This is a genomic window from Nostoc sp. (genome assembly GCF_036916575.1).
GTDB lineage: Bacteria > Cyanobacteriota > Cyanobacteriia > Cyanobacteriales > Nostocaceae > Nostoc.
This window is the reverse complement of the sequence record NZ_JBALGC010000090.1, coordinates 62,405-87,749: the sequence shown is the minus strand read 5'-3', so window position 1 is coordinate 87,749 and position 25,345 is coordinate 62,405. Positions and strand designations below refer to the sequence as shown.

The following is a 25,345-nucleotide window of genomic DNA, read 5'->3' as shown; positions in this document are numbered from 1 at the left end:
TTTTGACAATTGAATTACGAATTATGTTGACTCTAACGACGGAACCTCGAAGTCATTAAACGAGCAAATATTGGAAGACGAAGCGGCTATTGCCCTCACCAGCTTACCGTCAAGAGTCAGCAAAGTAGCATTAATCTGCTGGGAAAGCGCGACATAAAAGCTATCGTAGGCAGAAGTTCCATAACTCAAGCTTATAGTAACTGCATCCGCCATCAAATCAGCTGTTGAAACAACACGCAACGGAAAAGCTTTCAGAGTAGCTAAATCTGTCTGAACCTCAGCAGTAGTGTACATCCTTGCACGGACATACTTCCAGAACGTGTTAGCACACTCAATGTAAAAAAGGTCTGGAACAAAAATTTCTGTCTGTGGATTGGCGAGATGACCGAAGAGTTGATTAACTTTGGCAGTTAGTTAGTGGGTCAGCAATGAAATACTTGATGCACACACTGGTATCCAACACGCATCTTAGAAGGGTGGTCATCTGTGGCGGTCTTCTCGAATCAGTTCAGTACTATCAGGTAATCCGAAGTCTGCTGGATTCACACGGCGACGCTGACGGCTTTCTTCTAGGACTTTAAGTACATTTTGTCGTTTCTGGTCTTCTATTTGTTGTGCTTCAGTTTTTAAAGCTTGTTCTAACAAAGTTATAACTTGGGCATTAATGGAACGGTGTTCAAATGCCGCTAACTCTGCAGCTTTGCATACAAATCATCGGGTAAATTTCTTACATAAAGGGTAGCCATCGTTTTACCTCAAAGTAGAATTTATCAAAATGATAGCACTATGCAAGCAAAGGGTAGAAGGGAGCGATCACTTGCTGTAAATTATCTACTTTTTTCGTTTTCCTTTGGGTTGATAGTCAACGCCTCGCAGAAAGTCACCTAAACTTGAATTCTTGCTAATATCGTAGTTACCTTTGCCAAATGTCTGCTTTAATTCCTGTTTATATTTATCAATTTCTTGCGGTACAGAACTGTTAGATTTAATATATGCTTTTGCAATAAAATTTAGTGATGGTTCAGACTGTTTCAAAGATTTTTTAAAATATGTATATGTAGTTATGACTTGCTCTGTAGCTGTTTTTACATCACCACCTTTCAATTCTACAAAGCAGATTATTCTTTTACTCTCTTTTGCATAGAAGATAATTAGATCACAGATTTTCATACCTTCTTGTTCTAATCCTAATATTTGACGCAATTTACAAGTAGGATTTGACTGATTGTCTATAAGAAAAAAGAGAATTGTTTCACCGCTAGATGGTTTTATATTTATCTCTACTCCATTTTCTGTATAACTTGTTTTCCCTGGTAGCAAACAACTTGAAAACAATAAATTATTAAAAAGCATTTTTAAATCACTCCTTAGCTTAAGAGTGATTATGGGAATATATGGGAAATATCATCAGATACATCACCAAACGTACCCCAATCTATACGGCCTTCTTGATTTAAGATATTCTTAGCCATACCATCCTCAAACAGATATACAGAAACTTTTTCTTGAGGGATAAAAGCTTCTGTTCGCTCTAAATAAAATTTCTCTTTTATACTTTCTTTATCTTTATATTTAGCAGCTTTCATCAAATTCGATAGATGATCCAAAATATAAGGACTATGAGTTGTAATTAATACTTTTAGACCAGCTTGGACTAACATTGCTAAAAATTCAGTAATTGCTACTTGTACAGATGGGTGTAAATGTATTTCTGGTTCATCAATAATTAGCAACTCACCCGGTTCAGCCAGATAGCGTAAGCAAAGAACTAAAGGTGTTAGTCCTTGAACCAGAGATGAAGCAGTTGTTATTTCCAATTTTATTTTTTCTGATGGCTGAAAAAATATTTTATTTTCTAATCCAGGTTCATTAAAATCTATTCTACCTTGCAAAATTTGCTTTTCTAATAATTCTGCTAATTCAGCATAAATGGCAACTTCTGGTCTTTTTTTAATTTCTTCTTCTCTTTCCTCTGTTGTCTTTATATATGCATTAGCTAATATTTCTATTAAACTTTGTATTGGCTCACTTGTATTTTTAGTTTTTGGTTTATCCGAGCGCTCAGATATTATTTTAACATCTAAATCAATATCAGAGGTTTCATCAAAATTATTAAAATTGACATTTTCAAATTCCAAACTTTCTTTTTTAAGAGAAAAAGTAAAGGTTGTAAAAGTAATTCTCTGTATAGGAAATATATAAACATCTGAATAAAAAGAACTATGAATTATCTGGAAAATTTCTTGAAGCAAAACTTTTTTAAATAGCTTTATAGGGATTTTTTTTAACCAGCTATTTTTGGAAATTATATTAAAGCAAATATTATTTTCACCATTATTTTTTAAGATATTTAAATACTCCTTATCTTGTGAGCCAAAATAAATTTCTTTTTCTAAGCTATATTTTTTTACATTCTCAAGTATTTCTTGTTTTACCGTAGCTAAATTCAAGCTTATCTTCCTTGATTGAAAATCACTACGTTCACTACTCATAAATGTTTTCATCAAACTGGGAGATGACTGAGCAACATCATTAATATATGCTTCTGCATACTCATCAGCAAAATTAATTAAGTCAAGACTAACATTTCCTTCTTGGATAAATTGCTCAATAGCATTATCTATAATCGGATATTTCTGCTGAGTTTTGCCATCAATGTAACTTTTGAAATACCTATAAAATCCATGTTTACCAAATATAGATGCTAAAGTATAAGCTGTCCAAGTTTTTCCAGTGCCATTTCTTCCAATAAAAACAGTAAGGGGTTTTAAGTCAATTTCAAGTTCTTCTATAACACCTAAGTTATGAATTTCTACTTTCATGGCATAATTTGATTTTATTTACTCAAGATAAATTCTATATAATTTCAACTAACCCTACCACGCTTTGTAAAGTCAGCAAATCATAATTTGTTGCTGAATAGCATATAGCAATCCTAATACCTTGAATGATAACAGGGCTATCTTTAGCCTTACTGTTATATGCAATATAACTTTGATTCACTCTCATAAACTTGAATCTGTTAGTCAGAGAGTTTATCTGTAACGTATCATGCAAAAATCTTTCAACGGAGAGGGGGAGATTCGAACTCCCGGAGGTTTTAGCCTCATCCGATTTCAAGTCGGACGCAATCGACCACTCTGCCACCTCTCCAATAAAATCTGTCAAACTCTTACCTACCCTACTTTCAGACGCTATTTAGACGCTTTTGTTGGTTAGCACTAAAGCTGACAGATAATACTATATCGTATCATCTACGCAGATTGCACTAGTAGATGCGAATGTCTACGACACACTATGCGATCGCTCGTACAAAATTTCCTTCTTAGCCACCTGGAAGTCATTGCCTACCCAAACTAGGGAAACTTGCGAAACCACACCTGCCTCTAGGGTGACAATGGAAAAATTACGCAATTTCTCGCTGTCATTTTCTACAATCCGTGGCACACTTGCCGCATTCAAGTAAATTATTCCCTCTGGACTTTTAAAGATAGATTTCCGCAGCACCTTAGTATGTCTTAGAGTATGGTGCATATGACCAAATGTCACCAGAGGAATGGTTTTACCAGCAGTCAAGGCTTGAGAAATCGCCTCGCCAAAATCTGGATCACCAAAATCGCCTCCAATTGGATGCCAGTCTTTGCCGCAGGGGTCTTCGGGGCGATCGCCTAATCCACTAGGGCCGTTGTGACCCAAAAATATAATCGTTTCGTAAGCGGCGCTTTTGACTGCTTTGAAGATGCGATCGGCGGATTCTTCCAAACTCCTCACACCGTAACGTTCTTTACAGATTTCCGCGAATTTCCACTCTGGCCCACCCCAGGTAAAGGGACGACCCCCCACTACAGTTAAATTCCAAGCGGGAAAATCCAGCTTACCGTAACTGACATGGGACGCGCCTAATAAATCGAGTTGTTCCTGTACCCAGTCTTCCTTAGAGCGGTCATAAGGAGCCTTTTTACGTCCCCACTCGGTAGCGGTGTACCAGGCATCGTGGTTGCCCATCACGGCTGCTTTGGGAATATCGAGGGAGGCGATCGCTCTAACCACTTCCACCGATTCATTGCCAAAATCCCCCACAAACAGCACTAAGTCAACATTTAGATGCTTGAGTGCAATACCATCTTCCACTTCCCATTGGTCGTGAACATCTCCAACTACAGCAATTTTCAGGGTTATCAATTGAGTTTTCTGACTGGTCATGCCACTTTCCTTGCCGTCTATCTCCAGGATAGGAAACTCAGCCCGATTTGGACACAACCCGAAAATATCAACCGCCCACTATTTTTGGTAAAAACTACTATAATTGATTCCACAGGACATAAATTTGCAACTTAGAGCACCCTTAACTGTGTTTACCACTGCACTAGCTCAACGAGAAAAAACCCAACCGGGTGAACTACCACTAGATTTGTTTGCTGCCATTGAGAGTCTCAAAAAAGAACTCAACGCAGTTATTCTGGCACATTATTATCAAGAGCCAGATATTCAGGATATTGCAGACTTTATTGGGGATTCATTACAACTGGCGAAAGCAGCAGAAAAAACCAATGCGGATGTGATCGTCTTTGCTGGTGTTCACTTCATGGCAGAAACAGCAAAGATACTTAATCCCGATAAATTAGTACTTTTACCAGATTTGAATGCTGGTTGTTCTTTAGCAGACAGTTGTCCACCAGAGGAGTTTGCAGCTTTTAAAGCAGCGCATCCAGATCATCTAGTGGTATCTTACATCAACTGCTCTGCTGATATCAAGGCGATGAGCGATATTATTTGTACTAGTTCCAACGCTGTGAAAATTGTCCAGCAGATACCAAAGGAACAGCCGATTATTTTTGCTCCAGATCGGAATTTGGGGCGGTATGTCATGGAACAGACCAGACGAGATTTAGTGCTATGGCAAGGTAGCTGTGTTGTCCATGAAACCTTTTCGGAAAAGAAAATTGTCCAGTTAAAAATTGCCCACCCACAAGCAGAGGCGATCGCCCACCCAGAATGTGAAAGTAGTGTATTGCGCCATGCCAGCTTTATTGGCTCTACAGCCGCCTTACTCAAATATTGTCAAAACAGCCCTGCTAGAGAATTTATCGTTGCTACGGAGCCTGGAATCATTCACCAAATGCAAAAACTAGCTCCTGACAAGCGTTTTATTCCTGCCCCGCCGATGAATAACTGCGCTTGTAACGAATGTCCTTTTATGCGGTTAAACACCTTAGAAAAACTCTACTGGGCAATGAAAAATCGCACTCCCGAAATTACCATGTCAGAGGATATTCGGCTTGCTGCACTGCGACCAATGCAACGAATGCTGGAGATGAGTGTGTAACTAGTATTTTTTATATATGTAGAGACGCAACAAAACCGCGTCTCTACCCACAAGTTATTTTTTCTAATCACTTGCAATTTATTAAGAGATGGTGCTACGATTTTAAATCGTGAGACAAATTGGGTCGGTGTCCGAGTGGTTAATGGAGACGGACTGTAAATCCGTTGGCTAGCGCCTACGCTGGTTCAAATCCAGCCCGGCCCACCACTTACGAAGTTATAGGTTATAATGACTGGGTAAAGAGCAAAGCTCCCAGCATTGTAACTTACAACTCAAAAAGCAAGATTGCATTTCGCCCGTGTGGCTCAGTGGTAGAGCACACCCTTGGTAAGGGTGAGGTCACGAGTTCAATCCTCGTCACGGGCTTTTTATTTAGCAAGGTTTTCAGCCAATTAACTAAAATCTCCTCCAGGAGAGTATGCCATTTTATGCCATCTTCTGAAAAGAGATTTTATTAAGTTATATAAATCGTTAAGTAAATATAGCTAGTGCGGTAGCATCATAGTACAAGTCTGCTGGAAACTAATTAAGTCTTCTTCTAACCCTTTCTATAACCCCATCCTGGTCAAACAGTGGGGTCTTACTAATCCTTTCAAAAGCTACTACTCTCAATTCTCTATCAATAAACTGAAACTCTTATCTAATATAGGTTACAGCCATCTTATTAGCTAAAATTAAATGCGATAAAACCCCATATTTTCAGTCAACTGATATACCAGCATAGTATCTGGGTAATTTAAGTATAGACATCCCATTGCTGATAAAAATGAGACTAACTAAAATTATTTTACTTATGATACTGGCTAGCACATTAGTATACCCAGCAGTAGCTCAAACAAGTAAGCCAGTTAGCTGTAATTTTGATATAGAAGACCCTTCTAAAATAAAAAGAGTAGTAGCTCTAACTAGTATGGGGATAAAAATGGAAATTCCAGCTAACTATAGAGCATTAGCTAGAACAGACGGTTCTATAGAATTTATAGATAATGGCACTTATCAATTATTCCAATGTGTAGCTAAGAATCCTAGAGCACTTGGCGGGGGTAGAGGATACATTGGTATAAAAGTTTATAAATCAAAGACTAATTACTTGTATGCTAATGTACAAGACACAGTTCCAGGCAAACCAAACTTTTTCATTGTCTGGGAAAAAAGACAAGATAATGATACTACCTTTCACGATCTAAAGTTAAGAATCAAAACCAGGAAAGGGATCTTAGAAGTAGAACAGATAAATGAGGAACCTATAACTACTGAACAGGAAGCTCAAGAATTAAGAACTGAACTAATTGAGATAGCTAGTATAATAGATATTATTTAAAAACATTGGGTCGTTTGAAGAAATTAAATATATAGGTGCAATATGCTGCAAAAGAGAAAGGAAGCTGTTAAAAATCTATGTGATGCGTATGAGTTATTACATGATGTTTATATTAGTGGAGATAAAGACAAACTATCTGAAGACACTACTGTATTTAAAGACTCAATTCAAAAATCCGCTAACCAAATCAAGGAACATATAGCGGAGATATGTTTAGTGGATAGAATTATTTTGAAGGATTCAAAAGGTAATTTTTGATTGGAGCAAAGTTAATAAGTATATAGAATAGCCTCTGTTACAATTCAGTCAAATGGGGTTTATTTAGGTACTGTTAAAAAACCCCATACTTATTAACCTAATAATGGCTAGCCCCTAAATTTCCTCCTCACCAGATTTTAACTATCCTTATACTTTTCCATAAGCTTTCTTCACCCAATACCCTCTAGGTGGCTTTTCTATCCCATAAGTCTTACACCACTTTTCTACAGCCTTATCAGACACGCCAAAATTTCTCCCAATTTGTGCAGTTGGCTTTTCCCAAACTAGTTTTTCTAGTTCTTCTTTTGATGGTCTTTCAATTTTTCTCGTATGAATTTTAGAGTCGGGGTTAACTTTTCTGGTTGTTAAGTCAACGCCAAACTCTTTGTAGGTTCGCTTAGACGCTGCTTCAGTTAAGTCTGTAAAATCTTCCCACCAATAAAACGGTGTAGCTGAATTAGGTATCTGAGTAGTAATGTAGCAACCATTAAAGTTAATTGACGGATAAACAACTTTATCTATGTCAGGTAGATAAACAGCATAAAAGTCAAAGTCATTTACTTTATACTTCTTCTGATGAGTACCATTTTTATCTACCCAAATAGTTTTATTGACTACTCTATTATCTCCCGCATATTTAGCTTGTATTTTGTAAAATTTATCGTCTTTGTAGACAACAAAATCAAAAGGTAAATGCTCACAAACAAATGGTGTGAGGACTAAATACCCTTTAAGCGTTAGATCCGCGATCGCTTTCGTTGCAGCAATATCGCCTTTGTTCTTGGTATGATGCAGCAATGACGAACCCTCAAATGTGGAAATCATCATATCATTTCACGCTGCTTGAGGGTTCATATTTAGTTAAAACGAGCGCGGCAGGGTTCGAACCTGCGGCCGATTGCTTAGAAGGCAATTGCTCTATCCACTGAGCTACGCGCCCAACATAAATTAATGGCTCCTCAAGGAGTCACCTACACTATTATATCGTCTTCAGCTACCAAGAAGCAATCGAAAATTGCAGATTTACCACTAGCAAGGCTAAGATGCTAGTCGCTAGTGTAGTCAATCTACACTAAAAACGAAACAGATGGGGTATTGGTTTAGATATATTGTGTTGTCAAGGGGTTATTTGCCTGTTAACGCCACCGCCCTCTGGGCGGCTACTTTCGGGAAGAATCTCGCGATCGCTAGGCTCATTCTCACAGTATGCTAGGTAATTTAAGCCTTGGCGATGCTGCCAAATGCCATTATATATTCCATATTAAGAGTGCCCCTGTGAGGAGTTATTTGCTAGTGCCATGTTTATTCTCAAACGGCAGGATGTTGAAATATCAAGCATTCAGCACCCAAAACGGGATCAGCAGGTGCCGATCCTCAGTTATCAAGGACAGACTTTTCGCTTGATTAGTGTCTTCAAAGCTAGTCAAGAGGAAGAAGCTAGAGCCTTATGGAGAGAATTAACGGATAACCGGGGTAAAGCCTGTGTTTTACTGGAGGAACCGGAACGCTTTAGCGTCTGGGGTAAAATTCGTTTAGAGCAGCTAGATAATGACACAGGTGGTCATGGCAAAACAGGGATTTTCATCCAAGCCAGTATTTTGCTGTTACAAGGTGTTTATATCGATATTGAAGAGTTTTTAGGTGCTCGGCAAGCTGCATTATTTGAAAAAGATATTGCGGAAGTATTACAACAGAAACAATTTCCCCAAGCATCTTCCCTAGAAGCAGTTAAATATTTGGTATCTACTAATCCTTTGCCGACAGCCAAAATGCCTGATTGGCAAGAAAACCATGTAGTTACCCTCTTGCAAGAACTGCATCGATTAGGAAAGGCGTATTTTGGCAACGCCAATTTTACCAAACAAGTAATTTATAAGCTAGAAGATATGCCAGAAGCCGAGCGTTCGGTGTTTATCAGTTGGCTAAATCAATCGTCACTGAGTAAACTATGGCAGTAGCATGGAAATTTTTAATAAAAGTTCCTGCCGTGGCACTTGCTTTTGGTGTCCGATTGTGTATTACGTAACAGACAAACTGCTAGGCACACAGTCATTTAACTCAAAATACTGCCAGAGTGCATCTACATAGTCAAGTCCTATGAATAACTCTTACGACAATTCGTTCCTTTCTAAATCCATTTTTACCACTCAGAACATTGTCTTAGCTAATATTGGCTGGGCGGTACTGGCACTGTTATACTATTTGTTGTTTAGTGCCAAAGTTCCCGGAGCAGATGGCATAGAAAGCCGGGCCGAGTGGTATGTGATTGGCACAAATATTTTTGAAGGTTTAGCTTATTTGAGTGCCGGTATCTTATGCTTGAGGAACTGGCTGAGTCCGCAAATCGTCAGTGGCCGGAATGTTTGGCTCTTAATTGCCTTAGGTATGCTTTCCTATTTAGTTGGGGGGATAATTTTTGGCTATACCGAAATAGTTTTAAAAGATGAACCAGATGTGTCTTCAGGCGATATATTTTTTGTACTCACTTATCTATTACTTGGCGCAGGCATGATTTTAGCTGTGGCTTCCAGACGAATCAATCTGGAAAAATGGCAGTGGCTAATTGTGTTAGCAATCGCAGTGTTCGGTAGTTTGTTGGCATGGTGGATTTCTATGCAACAGGAAAAACCCTCAGAACTGCTAGTTGCTATCTTGAACTGGTTTTACGTAGTTAGCGATGTGGTTTTGTTAATTATTGCTACCATTCTGCTGTTAGCCTTTTGGGGAGGAAGAGTTTCCCAGTCTTGGCGAATGATTGCAGCGGCGGCCTTTTCGCTTTACATTGCAGATATGTGGTTTAAATACGCCCAAGGCCCTAATTATCAAAGTGGGGAGATATTAGAAGTGTTTTGGGTGTTTAGTGGAGTGTTATTTGGCATGGGCGCTGTCTTAGAATATGACGCATCACTAAGACGAACGCGGCGTACCAGCGGACGAAAACGAGCTTAGTAAAGATTTTTGGTATCTACCGTGAGAAAATTAACAGACTCTGACAAGCAAGAAATTCTTAAGTTATATCGAGAGACTGCTGAAACAACCTCAACTTTGGCAGACCGCTATGGTGTGAGTAATTCGACAATTAGTCGCCTGCTCAAAAGCACTTTGCCAGAAGATGAGTATGAATACTTAGTCTCCTTAAAGCGGGCTGCAAGAACTCCTGAAGGAAGGGCACAGGTAAGCTACGAGCAGGTACCGCTGCTGATTCAACCAGAGCCTGAAATAGAAATTCCACCCATCGAGAGCCAACCCTTGGAAGTACCAAAGGTTGAGCCACAGCCACGTCGGGTAATTCATGTAGAGCAAGAACTTTACTCAGAGGAAACGGCGGAGTCACTGGCTGCTAGTAGACGGGTGCGGCGTCGTCCCTCGGCGACGGAAAAACCGAAGCTCCGAGTCACAGAGAAATTAGAAACTCCAGAGCAAAAGCCGCCGGAAATTGTCAGCATCCCCATCCCACCGCTAAAGAATGAACATCCAGGAGCGGCCGTCATCGCGCAGATGCTGGGCGAAGATTTACTAGACGAATCGGAGGATTTGGACGATTTAGAAGATGATGATTTAGAAGATGACGACTTTGAGGAAGAAGACTTTGATGATGATGACCTGGATGAGCAAAGACCTTTAGTCACAAGAAGAAGACCAGGTGAAGCATCAGTTCAAGTTTTACCGCTGTCTATAGCCAATTTGCCCAAAACTTGCTATTTGGTAATTGACCGTTCCTCGGAATTAATTACGCGACCTCTGAAGGACTTTGGTGATTTGGGGCAAATTCCTAGCCTGGAAACCCAGCAAAGAACTCTGCCGGTGTTTGATAATCATCGCGTGGCAAAGCGCTTTTCTACGAAGCGCGATCGTGTGATTAAAGTTCCCGATAGTAAAATGCTCCATAAGGCTCGTACTCATCTGCAAGCCAAGGGCATCACGCGACTATTGATTGATGGTCAGGTCTATTCCTTATCTACGACGGTTTAGAGGTTATGGAGACACCTGCTGGCTATGGTGTGGTATTGGTGACAGCTGGCAACATGCAGGAGGCAGAAGCAATTGCAAATGCCCTTGTAGAAGCTAAACTCGCTGCATGTGTGAGTCTGTTACCAATCCACTCAATTTACACCTGGCAAGGGGAACTGCATAAAGAGCAAGAATGGCAATTACTGATTAAAACTGATTTGGCGCAATTTCCTGCAATGGAGGCCAAAATTAAGGAACTGCATTCCTATGAAGTGTCAGAAATTATTGCCTTACCAATTGTTGCCAGTTCTCAAGCCTACTTGCAGTGGATTTCTCAGCAAGTTAAAAGTAAAGAGTGAGGAGTGAGGAGTTATGAAAATCTTAACTCCTCACTCCTCACTCTCAACTACTAGCTCTAAGCGTAAACAGCTGCTTCAAAACGAGTTGCCAAGTTAATAATGTCTTGTTTACGAGCAATTTGGTTCATCCATTTTTGAGGAATATTTTCCGCTCCGTAGTAAATTCCCGCTAATCCACCAGTGACGGCGGCGGTAGTATCGGCATCTCCGCCTAAGTTGACAGCTTTCAGTACTGCTTCGGAATAAGACGAGCTATTTAATAAACACCATAGAGATGACTCCAAGGTATCAATCACATAGCCACCAGAATTAATCTCTTCTACTGGTATCTTGGCAATCTCACCACTCAAAACTCTGCCAAAATGCGGCTTCTCTAACAGAAATTCCCGTACAGAATAAATTGTTTGGATATCTTGTAATCCTTGTAGATAAGCTGTCTTAAGGTCAGCCCCTTCTAAAAGCGCCACTGCAATACTAATATAAATGCCGCAGGCCATTTGCGATCGCGCATGAGCATGAGTAATCGCTGAAACATCATGCACCCGCGCCAGCAATTCACCCAAAGTTAAGTTTCTGTGACAATAAGCCATCGGCAAGATTCTCATTAAAGAACCATTGCCATTACTATTTTCAACCTTGCCGCCCGCCTGATGGGGAACAACTCCCTGTTTGAGGCGCATAATTGCTGTATGGGTAGTTTGACCAATATCAAAAACATCGCCACGGGGAGTCCAGTAAGCCTCCTTGTACCAGCGCCAGAAGGAATTGGCTATGGCATCTAACGAATACCCTCTACAAAGACATTCTGCCAAGCAAAAGGTCAGCGAACTGTCATCTGACCAAGTTCCTGGTGGTTGATTCCATGTGCCATAACCCAACATCGTTGTCACTGGAGATTTCACTCGTTCAGCACGGCTAGTAAACTCCACTGGCACACCCAATGCATCACCGACACATAAACCCATCAAACCAGACAACGTTTTTGCAGCGGTTAGCATTATTTAATCTCCACAAGAATTGCTAAAAATTAACTTTATAGATTCCCTCTATAGCTTGTTGCAACAGATGCTACAGCCTATTTTTTCATCCTATGTGAAAAGCTCGGCCAAAAATTGCTAATTGGATATTTTATTTACCAGAGCCAGACTCAGTTTTAGTTCCAAATATTGTGCCAGTTTTAAAAGCGTCTATTTTGGAAATAAAGAATCCGGATGAAAAGACATTAAAATGTAATTATAACAGCTTATTTATAAATTTAAGGAATAGTTTGCCTGTAAGCAGTATGCATCAATAACAACAGTTATTTCATAAAATATGGGAATCATTTTGAACATTATCACACGATTTTCGACCTGAAATATACAAGTAAAAAATACAAAACATGGTCAAAATTATGAAAGGCTTACTCAAGTATTTCATGACAATTTCTGCATTATCTTCCTTAATAGTTGCTCCTCTTGTTCTATCAACTGTCAAGCTTCTGCTGAAACCAAAAAAGGTACTGATGCTAGTTATGTTGGTGCTGGTATTGCAGCTGGCGTTACCAGCGGCGGACAAGGTATCAATGATGATGCTACCTTTGGCGGTAATGTCACAGGTCGCGCGAAATTAGAAAATACGCCATTTTCTGCACACGGTAATGTCCTCTGGAGCGATAAAATAAGTGCCATCATCCCAGAACTTTCTGTGGATGTGCCCATCGCTAATAGAACTAACGCCTATTTAACTGGTGGTTATTCTTTTGTAGAGAAAGATGGCTCACTAACTCCTATAGGTAACAGAGATTCGGTAGTGGTAGGTGCTGGTGTTGAATCGGAAGTTGCTAACAATTTCCTTGTCTATACTAATGCCAAAGTCGGACTTGGTGCCTACCAAAATAGTGATGCTTCTGCTGTTAGTATCAATGGTGGTATTGGCTATCGCTTCAAATAAAAAATTATTGAGTCCTCAGTCGCTCTATACTTTACTTAGTACTCTGGAACTCAGCACTAAAAACTAACTACTCCAAAAAGCTGGTTTTGTTAAGTATTACATCACTGACAAAGCCTGCTTTTGCCGTGGTAAAATTAAAATATTCCTCATTATTCCGGCCGGATTACCGGGGATAAAATAGCCGAAGGGTGCTGATTCGGCGTCTACTAAATGCTTTATTGAGAATACTATACAAGTCTAATGGTTAAATCTGCTCCTTCTCCCATCGCTAGCCGTAAGCCTTCCAAACTAGAAGGAATCAAGGAAAATAGTAATTTTTTGCGTGAACCTGTAGCAACTGAGATCCTTGAAGACACTACCCATTTTACCGAAAATGCGGTGCAGCTTTTGAAGTACCACGGTTCTTACCAGCAGGATAACCGCGACAACCGCCTCAAGGGACAGGAGAAAGATTACCAGTTTATGCTGCGGACAAAAAATCCGGGTGGTTTGGTACCGCCACAGCTGTATCTGGCTTTAGATAAACTAGCTGATGAGTATGGCAACCACACATTACGAGCAACTACCCGTCAAGGTTTCCAACTACACGGTATTTTAAAGAAGAATCTTAAGACATCAATTGCCACGATTGTCAAGAACCTGGGTTCGACTTTGGGAGCTTGCGGCGACATCAACCGCAACGTGATGGCACCACCAGCCCCCTTTAAGAATCGTCCAGAGTATCAATATGCTTGGGAGTATGCCCAGAATATTGCTGACTTGCTGTCAGCACAAACAGGCGCTTATTACGAAATTTGGCTAGATGGGGAAAAAGCAATTAGCGGTGAAGAAAACCCAGAGGTGAAGGCAGCGCGACAGCGCAATGGGAATGGCACAATTATCCATAACAACGAAGAACCGATTTATGGCACGTACTATATGCCCCGCAAGTTTAAAATTTGCGTTACAGTGCCAGGGGATAATTCGGTTGATTTGTATTCCCAAGACCTGACATTGGTAGTAATTACTAATAAAAAGAAACAGCTAGAAGGATTTAATATTTTTGCTGGTGGTGGTTTAGGTAGAACACACGGTAAAGAAGAAACTTTTGCTAGGTTAGCAGACCCCATCGGTTATGTCGCGAAGGATGATGTTTACGATGTAGTGAAAGCGATTGTTGCTACCCAGAGAGATTATGGCGATCGCACTGATCGTCGTCATGCCAGATTAAAATATCTAATCAATGATTGGGGCGTAGATAAATTCCGTGCCCAAGTTGAAGAATATTTTGGTAAATCAGTTGAAGCCTTCAAACCACTGCCAGAGTTTAAATATTACGACTTCCTTGGCTGGAATGAACAAGGTGATGGCAAGCTATTCTTAGGAATCTCCATTGACAATGGTCGAATCAAGGATGAAGGTTCGTTTCAACTGAAAACCGCTTTGCGGGAAATTGTCGAACAGTTCAACTTGTCTATCCGCTTGACACCCAACCATAACCTGATTTTTTACGATATCGAACCAGATAGCAAGCAAGCTATTCAAGACATTCTCAGCCGTCACGGTGTCGGAGACGACCCTAGTCAAATCGAACCTTTAGTGCGGTATGCAATGGCTTGTCCTGCTTTACCCACTTGCGGCTTGGCAATCACGGAATCCGAACGGGCAATACCGGGGATTTTGGAGCGGGTTCGCGCCCTGTTAGATAAAATAGGTTTACAAAATGAGCATTTTGTGGTAAGAATGACAGGATGTCCCAACGGCTGCGCTCGTCCCTACTTAGCAGAATTGGGCTTTGTCGGTAGCGCTCCAGAATCTTACCAATTATGGTTAGGAGGTTCGCCAAATCAGACTCGACTAGCGCAACCTTACACAGAAAAGCTGCACCATAATGACTTGGAAAGCTTCCTAGAACCGATTTTTGTCTACTTTAAGAAATCTCGAAAATCTAAGGAAAGATTTGGTGATTTTTGCGATCGCGTTGGTCTTGATACCATCCGCGAATTTGCTGCCACATACGAATCCCAAACAGCCAATGGTGCAAATAAATCGCGCCATCGGGTCAATTTGAAAGAAGAGATTTATAGCAAGTTGAAGGAAGTAGCTCAAAGTCAAGGTAAGCCGATGACTCAGTTAGTTACTGAAGCCCTAGAGGCTTACTTTCAGAATCTTTCGTAAACCGAAAATTTGAAGATAATAAAACTACAGATAGACACAGATAAATCCATCTGTGTCTATTTGGTTTGCGCGTTTACACCCTCAATGGTGGGCAATACTCGCACAGTGATAGTAGTCCAACTTTTGCGCCTGTGCTTGTGACGGAGATTCCCCGATTTATTCAAGAAAGCAAGAAAGTTGGACAAATAGCAGCAACCCGTGCTTTCCGCACCTGAGTTAGACAGTAGATGTCTACCGCAGGGCAGTAATTTATTAAGAAAAATGTCTCAACTGCAAAGAATTGCGATCGCACTCTCTCAATTCCAACAAGGGCAAATTTTGCTCACCAAAGAACAGCAACATTACTTAGGGCGTGTGTTGCGCTTGCATGAAGGCGATCGCTTTATTGCAATGGATGGTAGAGGAAAATGGTGGTTAGCGCAGCTAGCAGGGGAACAAGCACAGGTTTTAGAAGCACTTTCAGTAGAAACTGAATTACCTATATCAATTACACTCATGGTGGCGCTGCCTAAAGGCAATGGATTTGATGAAGTAGTGCGGTGTTGTACTGAGTTGGGAGTAACTTGTATTGCACCAGTATTGAGCGATCGCACTTTACTTCATCCGAGTCCTCAAAAGCTCGAACGCTGGCGGCGCATCGCTGTGGAAGCCGCCGAGCAATCAGAGCGCTCTTTTGTACCGACAATTTTAGAACCTGTTGCTTTTAACACTGCTGTCACCGCTAATCAGACAAGTCACCGTTACATTTGTGAGGCTCGTGGTAAGTATCCCCATTTAAACAAAGTGCTGAGTAGCATCTCTGGCGAGATTGTTATTGCTACTGGCCCAGAGGGAGGATGGACAACACAAGAAATTGAGAATGCGAAGTCAGCTGGATTCCAACCTGTTTCCCTTGGTCGCCGCATTCTGAGAGCAGTAACAGCCCCAGTAGTAGCATTATCCTTGATTACCGGAGCTTGTGAAGTATAAATGATTTATAGCTCACGCAAATCTACTTTTGCGCGAGACATCACTCCACCGTGTATTTAAAGTAAGTGATGATTGAGCAAGTTGCGATCGCCTTTGAGCATAAAGACTATCAAACAGCTGCTAAATTACTTAAACAGCTGCAAAAAGAATCACCCGAAAATCCTTGGGTACAATATTATCTCGGTCGGCTATATGAAGTATCTCAAAAGCGACAAGATGCAGAAAAAATTTATCGGCAACTACTGCGAGATATAAGGAATACCAAAATAGTGACACTCGCACGTCAAGGTTTGCAAAGACTACAAGAAATAAAGCTAGAAGAAAGACAAAGAGCCATTTCCCAAGCAACAGCCCAACCTAATAACACCGAACTCGGCGTACTAGTCTTAGAGCCACTTAGTAACGAGATGAAAACAGAAGCATCTCGAAAATTTGCCCAGATCATGCAGCTAGACCCCTATACTGCACGGCTCTTACTGCCAAGTCGTGGCTGGAGGTTGTACCGCACTGGCCAAGTGGGAGAACTAAAATTTTACGGGAAACAGTTACAGCAGGCTGGTATTCCTTGTTTTTGGGCAACAATAGCTCAAATTCAGCAAATTCAAGTTTATCAAGTCAAATATTTCCAAGAATCTACTCCACAAGCAACTGTTGTTTGCCGCAACGAGGGAAATCAACTCGGTTCTCTCACCTTTGACTGGTCAGAAGTTACAGCAAGAGTAGTGGGACTGTTGCCGATTTTTGAGGAAGTCGTAGATCGCGACGTGCGCGGTAAACTGGAACGGAAAACTCAAACACAAGACTATGCCCAGTTTTGTGATTTACACCTACCTGGTAGACGTTGCATTCTCCGATTTGATGACAACGGCTATGAATTTCAGCAAGGTTTAGAAATCATTCCTCAAGCTAGCCAAAATACAATCAGAATTAATTGGAATAGTTTATCGAGTTGGATTGACCAGCAACTACCTCAAGTCAAAATTTGGTCAGATTTCACGCTCTTTGCAGATACAACATTAGATCAAACAGAAATGCTGGGTCATATCAAGTCTCACATTCATTTGTTGCGTAGGGAACAGACTAATTGGGACCCAGCTTTTCATTTATATAGTGGACTGATGTTTGTTAAAGATGCCAATTAGTTATACAAAGAAACTATCTAACCTATCAATCCAGTAGCCAACCAAAATCAACAGTTAGGGGGTTTGTACGTTCAATCACCTCAAGGAGAGCAACTAGTTTTTCCGCTCAAGCATACGGAGGTTCTAGCAAAAATTGCAGGTAACTTATCACGAATTAAGGTGATTAAAAGCTTTGAAAATCCCTTCACGCAGCCATTAACCATCAGTTAGAAGTAATCAGCGTCACAGGCTTGGATGAAACAGGAATTACTGACCTAACCCAACACCTTCAACAACTAAACTTTCCTTCCGGCTTCAGTGGTGAAATCGTTTTTGAGTTCACCCTCAAGAAAGGTCGGGTAGGACGGGTAGTTTTGGATGATAAAACTTCGATCCTAAAAGATGCAGTTGTAGTGGAGACAATTAAGCGATCACTCCTAGTTTGGAGAGTTCCCCCATCTACAACTGCTAAACTTGTCTTAATCTTGCGTATTCACACTTAACTCATGACTACTATAGACACACCAAACAGACGCGAAATTTCGCATGTTTGTGACTTAACCACGGGTTTTTACCTGACGTGCCATGTCTAAATAAGCACTCATATTCGCTCCTGGACGACGACGACCATTAGAGCTAGTAGCCGAAGGAGCAAGATATTTTGGCGCAAATGTGGTTTCAGTTGGCTGCTCTTTAAGTACTTTGGCTGCTGCGGCTTTTTCATTTTTGCCTGGTTGAACTTTAAGACCCTCAGCAGTCTGGACTAGCTGAACATCGGCTGCTTTGGGATTTTTAGCTGATTTTGCCTTAGCCTCATCTGCGGCGGTTTTTGTTCCGTTCAATGAATCTGGCTTGGATAGAGCTGGTGCTTCTGATGCAATTGTTGCTGTTGCTTTCTTAGCATTCGATGCAACTGTCTCTGCTACTTTCTTCACATTCGATGCTACCTCTTTAGCAGCATCTTTAGCAGCATCTTTGGCTTCGTCCAATTCTAAGAAGTAGCCATTGCTTTTCTTCTTCCCTGGTAACAGTCCGGTAATGAAACCCAGAATACTGCTAAGAAAACCCTGAATGCCCGAAGTTAACTTTTTGATAAAACCCATTACAATTACTCCTGCTTTTACCTTTTATATTTGAAACTCGACCGTAATCGTTAAAAATTACGACAAAATCTTACATTTTCTGCTTTGCGCCACCCCATTCTGGTGACATCCCTTATAGGTTTGTGCTTAATCAACATTGTAGTAAAACTTGAGGGCAAATGTTTTCTTGCAAGCACTTGCGACCTGTATACATCGAGAACTAATTATTAAATTTTACTGTAACTAAGAGCAAGATTCTGAAAGCAGGCTTCACAAAAATTAACATTTCTTTGTTTGAAAATTACCGATCAAAGAAAAGCAAACGGTTTACTCTCAACCAGTGTGAGGAGTGTCATAGCCTGTTGGCAGATACCAACAGTACTCAGTTACATTTTCTACAGACTTAATTCAACCGGATTTTAGAGATGAACACTGAAAATCAGCAGCGCAATCCCGTGTTATTAGTACACGGGATTGACGACACAGAGGCAGTTTTCCATAAAATGAGGGCATACCTAATACAACGAGGTTGGTCTGTATATAGCCTGGATCTGGTTCCCAATAATGGTGATGTGGGTCTTGACCAGTTGGCAAAGCAAGTAGCTGATTATATTACGGTTACCTTTGCGTCAGAACAGCGCCTAGATTTAGTAGGCTTCAGCATGGGAGGAATTGTCAGCCGTTACTATGTCCAGCGACTGGGAGGAATTAACCGCGTTCAACGGTTTATTACGATCTCTTCACCCCATCATGGAACCGTGGTTGCTTATGGTTCCTGGCGTCCTGGTTGCGTACAAATGCGCCCCAACAGCATTTTTCTCAAGGATTTAAATTCTGATGCTCTAATATTGGGGCAGCTAGATTTGACATCTATCTGGACACCTTATGATTTGATGATTGTCCCAGCGAATAGTTCACAAATGTCCGTAGGAAGCGAAGTCATAGTACCAGTTGCTCTACACCCTTGGATGCTGACAGACCCCAGGAGTTTAGGAGTAGTGAAAGCAGCTTTAGCAAAGCGTATTAAGCTGCCCTTGCTGAAGAAAAAATCCAGTCAGTAGCTAGAATGCTTACCACGCTGAATTTATTCATCTTTAGTTATAAATTACGAATTTCTTAAGTCCTATCCCCAATTTGTGTATGTTCGTAACTCCCAAAAATCGCCTCTGGGTGACGATAATACTTGAACTCCATTAGGTTATAAAAGGGATCTTCTAAAAAGAAAGTGCGATGCTCAAGAGGAGAACCAACAAAGCGGTTTTTGGTTGATTCGCGAAAAAGTAACTGTTGTTGTTGTGCCCTTTCTAGTAAGTCTTGCCAGTCACGTTCTTGGGTAAAAATTAGCCCAAAGTGTCTGGGATAGATAGTGTGTTGCGGTGTCAACGGTTCTTTGGTGAAGTGAGCTACTAGTTGATGACCGTAGAGATTGAGAATCAGGGCATGGCGGTTTTCACGACCAGGAATGCAGCCCAAGCCATCCACGTAATATGCTTTTGTTTGGGAAATGTTAGTCACAGGGAAAGCTAGATGGAATAAAGTTTGGCTCATAGCTTGTGTGGAAAAGACTAATAGTTGATGCTATCTACAATTTCTGCTGTTAAGTCTTGATTGTGGTCAACTTGAACACAGTTTTAATTGATATTAACTTATATCCTTTATGCTGATGACTAAAATTGGGACTGAGTACCACTTCAACCGTCGCACATCCGGCTATACTAATTTAGGTTTGTATGGGCACACGCTTAAGAATGTAGATTTAATAACTTACAACTTTATTAGGGTGTGTTGGTTGTGTTAGGCACTTGAAGAGTCCACCCAATTAAACAGAAGTTTTGCATTTTGTGGAATCAACGTTCTTTAGTCAATGTTGCAGTGTATATCTAAGACAATGTTTGTAGTTTTACACTCAGCTTTCAGTGCTACGCCTACGCAATTGAGTTAATAATACAAACATATTATTTTAACTGGGGAGGTGTCATAAATTAAACACTAAGGGTGAGAAATCCGTTATTCTGTTGATATTCAGACAAAATTACTCATGATTAATTGCTGATGTCATCCTTAATTGATTCTGTAAATCCCTGGTTGGTAGCGGTAGGATTAAACACAATTTTATTGGGTTTAGCTTGGATTGCTCCGAAAAAGCTACTTACCCCTGCTGGATTATTCCACGCCTGGTTCCTAGCAATCTTAATTTGGGTAACTCTAGGCTGGCAAGGATATGCAGTAGTAATGTTCTATTTTCTGGTTGGTTCTGGCGTTACCCGCATCGGTATGGCGCAGAAGGAGGCAGAAGGAATTGCCGAAAAGCGTTCTGGGGCAAGAGGCCCAGAAAATGTTTGGGGTTCGGCTTTGACTGGGGCGCTGTGTGCCTTGGGAGTAGGGATGATCAATTCGGGATTTATTGTACCTAGTCCCCAATTCCTAGTCCCCAATACTTCGGCTGCGCTCAGTACAAGTCCCCAGTCCCTATTATTGTTAGGCTATATAGCGAGTTTCAGTACCAAGCTGGCTGACACTACTGCTAGTGAAGTCGGTAAAGCATATGGTAAAAGCACCTTTTTGATTACCACACTCCAACCAGTGCCTCGGGGCACAGAAGGAGCGGTAAGCTTGGAGGGAACTTTAGCTGGTATCGTGGCTTCTGTGGCGATCGCATTTGTTGGTTGGGGAGTTGGTTTAATTAATCTATTGGGAGTAGCTTGGTGTGTGTTGGCAGCATTTATTGCCACCAACGTAGAAAGTGTGATTGGGGCAACACTGCAATCTAAGTATACCTGGCTGACTAATGAAGTAGTAAATATTTTTAATACTTTAATCGGGGCGATGGCGGCTGTGCTACTTGCCTGGACATGGACAAGTATCATTAAGTAGACCAATGAGAATAAACAATTACTCGTTCAGGTCGCGCATGGGACGATTTTCCCACCTCAGTTGCTATAACTATGGTAACAAAAGCAACGCAGCTGCTTGACTTTTAGCAACTGGCATAGAAAACTGCTAAGAAACAATTCTTAATATGTTTTGCTTTATTTTCGTCTATCTACCCACCTGATTATTTATCTGAATCTATAAAGATTTGGTTACACAACTTGCTTTGCCTTACAACTGAGATTTTCAATCCTGTTCTGTCCCCGCTAGACCGTAAAAGTGATTAGGGTAAATTATTTTATTTATTAGCTATATAATTTTTTGACCATTTAGATGTAATTAGTTCATGGAATCTTTATTATATTTATCCATCAATAACCAGATTATTTCTATATGATTTAATTAAAAAGTTCTATAAGTGCTTAACCATTTTCAGATAATTAGTTCATGGAATCTTTATCATTTTTGACAATCAATGACCAAATAATTTCTATTGAGGAAGCAGTAAAGTACCTGCAAGCCTCTGGAAAATTAGGACAGTTCATTGGAGATATTCTCCGCCAGTATGTAATTGAGTCAGAAATCCGAACACGAAACGATATTGAGATTGGTACAGCAATAACTGAACAGGCAATTATTGACTTTAGGCTGAAAAATCAACTGACTGACCCCCAAAGTTTTCAAGAATGGTTAAAGACCAACAACACAGATTACACTACTTTTCACACATCGGTTAGTTTTGGTTACAAGTTAGAAAAGCTGAAAGCTGTAGTCACCCAACCAAAACTCCAAGAATATTTTATTGAACGCAAAATTTTTTTGGATCGGTTAGTACTTTCCCGGATTGTTGTTGATAACCGAGAATTGGCAGAGGAATTACAAACCCAAATTGAAGAAGGAGGTAGTTTTGAGCAACTAGCTAAAGAGTATTCACTTGCAGATGATCGAATTATGAACGGCATGATGGGAATCATCAGCCGGGGAAGTATGCCGGATATATTACGGGCAGCTATTGATGTGGCGAGTCCTGGACAATTGCTAGGACCAATAGAAATCGTTGGCAAAGACTCTCCCCAAGGAGAAGGACCTTATGGTTTGTTTCGAGTAGAACAATTTATGCCAGCGTCTTTAGAAGATACTCAACTAAAGCAAGCACTACAAAATGAGTTGTTTGAGAAATGGCTAGCAGAGAAAATTCAAAAACTGACAGTCAAATTACAAGTGAGTTAAAAAATCTGGATAATGAATCTTTACGGTTAAAAGTGCTAGCTTCTTTACCTTGGAATCAACCACCACTATGCTGGCTGACTCCCGAACAACAATCCCGATTGGAAAATGAGTCCCAAACTCGTCAGTATCGTCTTGGAGAAAAAATCTGGTCAAACGATGTCGGCGGTTACCAATTCTTGATTGTAGCTGGAAAAGTCCGTTTGCGAGAAGACAGTCGCGACAAGTCGGCAAAGCCGACGCCACTTGCTTCTCCTGTCAAAGACGCGCAAGGGACAACCGGGGAAACCCCGGCAACGCAGTGGCTCCCCAACGCGCTGTCTCAAGAAGGTGTTGGCAAACCTTTAGCAGCCCTAGATGTGGGGGATTGGTTTGGTGACTTACAAAAGCTATCTGCGGATTTTAAAGCTGTAGCTGCTAGTAAAGAAGTAGTAGTAGTGTGTTGGGATACAGCGCTGTGGGTAGAATTTTCTAACCCACAAATTCAAGAGTTTTGGCAAGTGTTACCAGTGGACATGAAGAGAGAGAAGGAGACATTTTCCTTCTCTTCCACTCGTTCACTAGCGCCAGCCTCAGAGGGGACTTCCAGCCCCCACAGCCTCCAACCTCAAAGAGGACTGCCAGCCGCCAATCTAATCATTTCAAATTATCCGTTTGTTGCCAGCTGGAACACTGCTGCTGCCTGTTTAACAATGGTGGCGCAACAGTTAGAAAATTCTGTGCAACTAGAATGGGTGCAGCGCCAACTCAGAGGACAACGCCCAAAACAGGTTGTGGAAGCAGGAGAAAAGTTAGGGTTAGTGTTGCGGCGGTTACAAGTGAATTGGGCTGAGTTGCGACAGCTGTCATTTCCAGCTTTACTACTGTGGAATTCTGACTCACCCCAGAGTCCATCCTGGGTGGTAGCCTATGGAGTTAAGGGCGATCGCCTAATTATCGCTAACCCTCTAAATCCCGATCGCATTTGTGAAAGCTTGCCGCAGTCGATAGTTGAGGCGTCCTGGGATGGACAATTGTGGCAAGTAGAACTCATATCTCAGCAAGAAAAATTTAACCTCAGTTGGTTCACCCCAGCAGTTTGGAAGTATAAGGGATTGCTAACAGAAGTATTGTTAGCATCTTTTACCTTGCAGCTTTTGGGGTTAACAACACCGCTAATTACCCAAGTCGTCATTGATAAAGTGATGGTGCAGGGGAGTTTGCCGACTCTCGATGTGATGGCGATCGCACTTTTATTCGTAGCCATATTTGAATCAATACTTGGCATCCTGCGCCTATTCATCTTTACCCATACAGCTCGTCGTCTGGATTTGAGTTTATCAGCACAGCTATTTCGCCATCTGATGCGTCTGCCATTAGCTTATTTTGAGTCAAGGCGCGTCGGAGACACAGTAGCACGAGTCCAGGAACTCGAACAAATTCGTCAGTTTCTCACAGGTACAGCATTAACTGTGATTCTAGATAGCATCTTTGCTGTGGTGTACCTGGCATTGATGTTTTACTATAATATCCCACTTACTTTTGTCGCCTTAGGAGTACTACCACTATTTGCAACTTTGACGATAGTTGCAACACCAATTCTGCGTAACTGGCTCAACGAAACTTTTAACCGCAGTGCCGATAGTCAATCGTTTTTAGTAGAGACAATCACAGGAATTCACTCCGTTAAAGCCCATGCAGCAGAACCAGTAGCACGCGATCGCTGGGAAGGCTTGTTTGCTCGCTTCATTCGCACAGGTTTTAAAGCTTCTACCACCTCCAATATCAGCAGCAACATTGGTGACTTTCTCACCAATTTTTCCACCATGCTGATTCTCTGGTTTGGAGCGAAGTTAGTCATCGAACAAAAGCTCACAATTGGACAGCTAGTTGCATTTCAAATGCTGTCTGGTAGAGTCACGGGCCCGCTTTTGCGCTTAGTACAGTTGTGGCAAAACCTCCAACAAGTGCTACTTTCTGTAGATCGGATTGGTGATATTCTTAACGTCTCCCCAGAAGCTGAACTAGGAACTGGCCTAGTTTTACCATCCCTGAAAGGACAAGTCACCTTCGAGCAAGTCTTTTTCCGCTACCGGCCGAACTTTGAAGCAGTTCTGCGGGGAATATCTTTCAATGCCGAACCAGGGCAATTTGTTGGCATTGTCGGACGCAGCGGTTCTGGTAAAAGTACCTTGTCTAAGATATTGCAACGCCTTTATCAAATTGAATCAGGACGCATCCTTATTGATGGTTTCGATATTAAAAGTGCCGATTTAGCCTCACTGCGGCAACAAGTCAGTGTAGTTCTTCAAGAAGACTTTTTATTTAACGGTTCCATTTTAGAAAATATCACTCTCGGTACTCCTGATATTACCGCAGAGCAAGTAGTAGAGGCGGCAAGACTAGCCGTAGCCCACGACTTCATCAGTCAATTACCCTACGGTTACGAAACCAATGTTGGTGAACGCGGTACTGCTTTATCTGGCGGACAGAGACAACGTATTGCCTTAGCAAGGTTATTTCTTTCCCAAGCGCCGATTTTAGTTTTGGATGAAGCTACCAGCGCTTTAGATAGTGAAACTGAACAGCAGGTATTGCAAAACCTGCAAAAAATTTCCGCTAACCGTACCGTGTTCCTGATTGCTCACCGCTTTGCTCCGCTCAAACGTGCTGATTTGATTTTGGTATTAGAGCAAGGTGTGATTGCCGAACGTGGTACTCACTCACAGTTGTTGCAACAAAAGGGTTTGTATTGGTCACTATATCAACGGCAGCAAGCAAACATTTAATAC

The 25,345-nt window shown here is 41.2% G+C and carries 24 protein-coding genes, 4 tRNA genes and 1 pseudogene; 18 read left to right on the top strand and 11 right to left on the bottom strand.

Going from position 1 to position 25,345, the window contains the following annotated elements:
* Positions 1-21: 21 nt before the first annotated feature.
* The 6 genes from V7L29_RS18885 to V7L29_RS18860 form a co-directional block, all read right to left on the bottom strand.
* Positions 22-336, bottom strand: a complete 315-nt coding sequence (locus V7L29_RS18885) for a type II toxin-antitoxin system VapC family toxin (protein ID WP_334736477.1) — start codon at positions 334-336, stop codon at positions 22-24.
* A 144-nt stretch (positions 337-480) separates the two neighbouring features.
* Positions 481-645 (bottom strand): hypothetical protein, encoded by a 165-nt coding sequence (locus V7L29_RS18880; protein ID WP_334736457.1) that lies wholly within the window; start codon positions 643-645, stop codon positions 481-483.
* Between the two features lie 186 nt (positions 646-831).
* A complete protein-coding gene (locus V7L29_RS18875; RefSeq protein WP_334736456.1) occupies positions 832-1,353 on the bottom strand; it encodes a hypothetical protein in 522 nt (173 codons plus the stop codon).
* A 29-nt stretch (positions 1,354-1,382) separates the two neighbouring features.
* Positions 1,383-2,822 carry an AAA family ATPase gene (locus tag V7L29_RS18870; RefSeq protein ID WP_334736455.1) on the bottom strand — a complete coding sequence of 480 codons (1,440 nt, stop codon included), beginning with the start codon at positions 2,820-2,822 and terminating at the stop codon, positions 1,383-1,385.
* A 246-nt stretch (positions 2,823-3,068) separates the two neighbouring features.
* Positions 3,069-3,153 (bottom strand) — tRNA-Ser (locus V7L29_RS18865).
* Positions 3,154-3,285: 132 nt separating this feature from the next.
* Positions 3,286-4,203 (bottom strand): TIGR04168 family protein, encoded by a 918-nt coding sequence (locus V7L29_RS18860; RefSeq protein WP_334736454.1) that lies wholly within the window; start codon positions 4,201-4,203, stop codon positions 3,286-3,288.
* 148 nt (positions 4,204-4,351) lie between these two features.
* Here V7L29_RS18860 and nadA point away from each other — a divergent pair, with 148 nt between their 5' ends.
* From nadA to V7L29_RS18835, 5 genes are all read left to right on the top strand, one after another.
* Positions 4,352-5,326: a quinolinate synthase NadA gene (gene nadA, locus V7L29_RS18855; protein WP_334736476.1), complete on the top strand. Its 975-nt coding sequence runs from the start codon at positions 4,352-4,354 to the stop codon at positions 5,324-5,326.
* Between the two features lie 121 nt (positions 5,327-5,447).
* A tRNA-Tyr gene (locus V7L29_RS18850) sits at positions 5,448-5,533 on the top strand.
* 87 nt (positions 5,534-5,620) lie between these two features.
* Positions 5,621-5,692, top strand: a tRNA-Thr gene (locus V7L29_RS18845).
* A gap of 400 nt (positions 5,693-6,092) precedes the next feature.
* The gene (locus V7L29_RS18840; protein WP_334691443.1) at positions 6,093-6,647 is read left to right on the top strand and encodes a hypothetical protein; all 555 of its coding nucleotides are present in this window, start codon (positions 6,093-6,095) and stop codon (positions 6,645-6,647) included.
* A 42-nt stretch (positions 6,648-6,689) separates the two neighbouring features.
* Positions 6,690-6,905 carry a hypothetical protein gene (locus V7L29_RS18835; protein ID WP_334736453.1) on the top strand — a complete coding sequence of 72 codons (216 nt, stop codon included), beginning with the start codon at positions 6,690-6,692 and terminating at the stop codon, positions 6,903-6,905.
* Between the two features lie 147 nt (positions 6,906-7,052).
* Here V7L29_RS18835 and V7L29_RS18830 read toward each other — a convergent pair whose 3' ends face one another.
* Positions 7,053-7,730 (bottom strand): group I intron-associated PD-(D/E)XK endonuclease, encoded by a 678-nt coding sequence (locus V7L29_RS18830; RefSeq protein ID WP_334691531.1) that lies wholly within the window; start codon positions 7,728-7,730, stop codon positions 7,053-7,055.
* Positions 7,731-7,772: 42 nt separating this feature from the next.
* Positions 7,773-7,845: transfer RNA gene (locus V7L29_RS18825), tRNA-Arg, on the bottom strand.
* Between the two features lie 358 nt (positions 7,846-8,203).
* On the opposite strand from V7L29_RS18825, the gene V7L29_RS18820 reads away from it, so the two are divergent.
* The 4 genes from V7L29_RS18820 (at position 8,204) to cutA (ending at position 11,215) form a co-directional block, all read left to right on the top strand.
* Positions 8,204-8,863, top strand: coding sequence for an Npun_F0813 family protein (locus V7L29_RS18820; protein ID WP_334736452.1), 660 nt, complete (start codon positions 8,204-8,206; stop codon positions 8,861-8,863).
* A gap of 139 nt (positions 8,864-9,002) precedes the next feature.
* Positions 9,003-9,854: a hypothetical protein gene (locus V7L29_RS18815; protein WP_334691446.1), complete on the top strand. Its 852-nt coding sequence runs from the start codon at positions 9,003-9,005 to the stop codon at positions 9,852-9,854.
* A gap of 21 nt (positions 9,855-9,875) precedes the next feature.
* On the top strand, positions 9,876-10,877 hold the full coding sequence (locus V7L29_RS18810; protein ID WP_334691447.1) for a transposase: 1,002 nt from the start codon (positions 9,876-9,878) through the stop codon (positions 10,875-10,877).
* A gap of 5 nt (positions 10,878-10,882) precedes the next feature.
* Entirely contained in the window at positions 10,883-11,215 is a 333-nt protein-coding gene (cutA, locus tag V7L29_RS18805) for a divalent-cation tolerance protein CutA (protein ID WP_334736451.1), read from the top strand.
* Between the two features lie 56 nt (positions 11,216-11,271).
* Here cutA and V7L29_RS18800 read toward each other — a convergent pair whose 3' ends face one another.
* On the bottom strand, positions 11,272-12,213 hold the full coding sequence (locus tag V7L29_RS18800) for an ADP-ribosylglycohydrolase family protein (protein WP_334736450.1): 942 nt from the start codon (positions 12,211-12,213) through the stop codon (positions 11,272-11,274).
* Positions 12,214-12,608: 395 nt separating this feature from the next.
* On the opposite strand from V7L29_RS18800, the pseudogene V7L29_RS18795 reads away from it, so the two are divergent.
* From V7L29_RS18795 to V7L29_RS18775, 5 genes and pseudogenes are all read left to right on the top strand, one after another.
* Positions 12,609-13,147 (top strand): annotated as a pseudogene (locus V7L29_RS18795) (hypothetical protein).
* A gap of 240 nt (positions 13,148-13,387) precedes the next feature.
* Positions 13,388-15,304, top strand: a complete 1,917-nt coding sequence (gene sir, locus V7L29_RS18790) for a sulfite reductase, ferredoxin dependent (RefSeq protein WP_334736449.1) — start codon at positions 13,388-13,390, stop codon at positions 15,302-15,304.
* Positions 15,305-15,565: 261 nt separating this feature from the next.
* A complete protein-coding gene (locus V7L29_RS18785) occupies positions 15,566-16,273 on the top strand; it encodes a 16S rRNA (uracil(1498)-N(3))-methyltransferase (protein ID WP_334736448.1) in 708 nt (235 codons plus the stop codon).
* Between the two features lie 68 nt (positions 16,274-16,341).
* Positions 16,342-17,415, top strand: coding sequence for a tetratricopeptide repeat protein (locus V7L29_RS18780; RefSeq protein WP_334691453.1), 1,074 nt, complete (start codon positions 16,342-16,344; stop codon positions 17,413-17,415).
* Positions 17,416-17,609: 194 nt separating this feature from the next.
* A complete protein-coding gene (locus V7L29_RS18775; RefSeq protein WP_334736475.1) occupies positions 17,610-17,897 on the top strand; it encodes an after-VIT domain-containing protein in 288 nt (95 codons plus the stop codon).
* Positions 17,898-17,951: 54 nt separating this feature from the next.
* Here V7L29_RS18775 and V7L29_RS18770 read toward each other — a convergent pair whose 3' ends face one another.
* Positions 17,952-18,497: a hypothetical protein gene (locus V7L29_RS18770; RefSeq protein WP_334691454.1), complete on the bottom strand. Its 546-nt coding sequence runs from the start codon at positions 18,495-18,497 to the stop codon at positions 17,952-17,954.
* 404 nt (positions 18,498-18,901) lie between these two features.
* On the opposite strand from V7L29_RS18770, the gene V7L29_RS18765 reads away from it, so the two are divergent.
* Positions 18,902-19,537: an esterase/lipase family protein gene (locus V7L29_RS18765; RefSeq protein WP_334736447.1), complete on the top strand. Its 636-nt coding sequence runs from the start codon at positions 18,902-18,904 to the stop codon at positions 19,535-19,537.
* A 55-nt stretch (positions 19,538-19,592) separates the two neighbouring features.
* Here the strand turns inward: V7L29_RS18765 and V7L29_RS18760 are convergent, their stop codons facing one another.
* On the bottom strand, positions 19,593-20,024 hold the full coding sequence (locus V7L29_RS18760; protein WP_334736446.1) for a VOC family protein: 432 nt from the start codon (positions 20,022-20,024) through the stop codon (positions 19,593-19,595).
* 504 nt (positions 20,025-20,528) lie between these two features.
* Between V7L29_RS18760 and V7L29_RS18755 the strand changes: the two genes are divergently transcribed.
* The 3 genes from V7L29_RS18755 (at position 20,529) to V7L29_RS18745 (ending at position 25,342) form a co-directional block, all read left to right on the top strand.
* Positions 20,529-21,350, top strand: coding sequence for a DUF92 domain-containing protein (locus V7L29_RS18755; RefSeq protein WP_334736445.1), 822 nt, complete (start codon positions 20,529-20,531; stop codon positions 21,348-21,350).
* Positions 21,351-21,794: 444 nt separating this feature from the next.
* Positions 21,795-22,577, top strand: a complete 783-nt coding sequence (locus V7L29_RS18750; protein WP_334691457.1) for a peptidylprolyl isomerase — start codon at positions 21,795-21,797, stop codon at positions 22,575-22,577.
* A complete protein-coding gene (locus V7L29_RS18745; RefSeq protein WP_334736444.1) occupies positions 22,526-25,342 on the top strand; it encodes a peptidase domain-containing ABC transporter in 2,817 nt (938 codons plus the stop codon). Before V7L29_RS18750 ends, V7L29_RS18745 begins: the two co-directional genes overlap by 52 nt.
* The last annotated feature ends 3 nt before the right edge of the window (positions 25,343-25,345 follow it).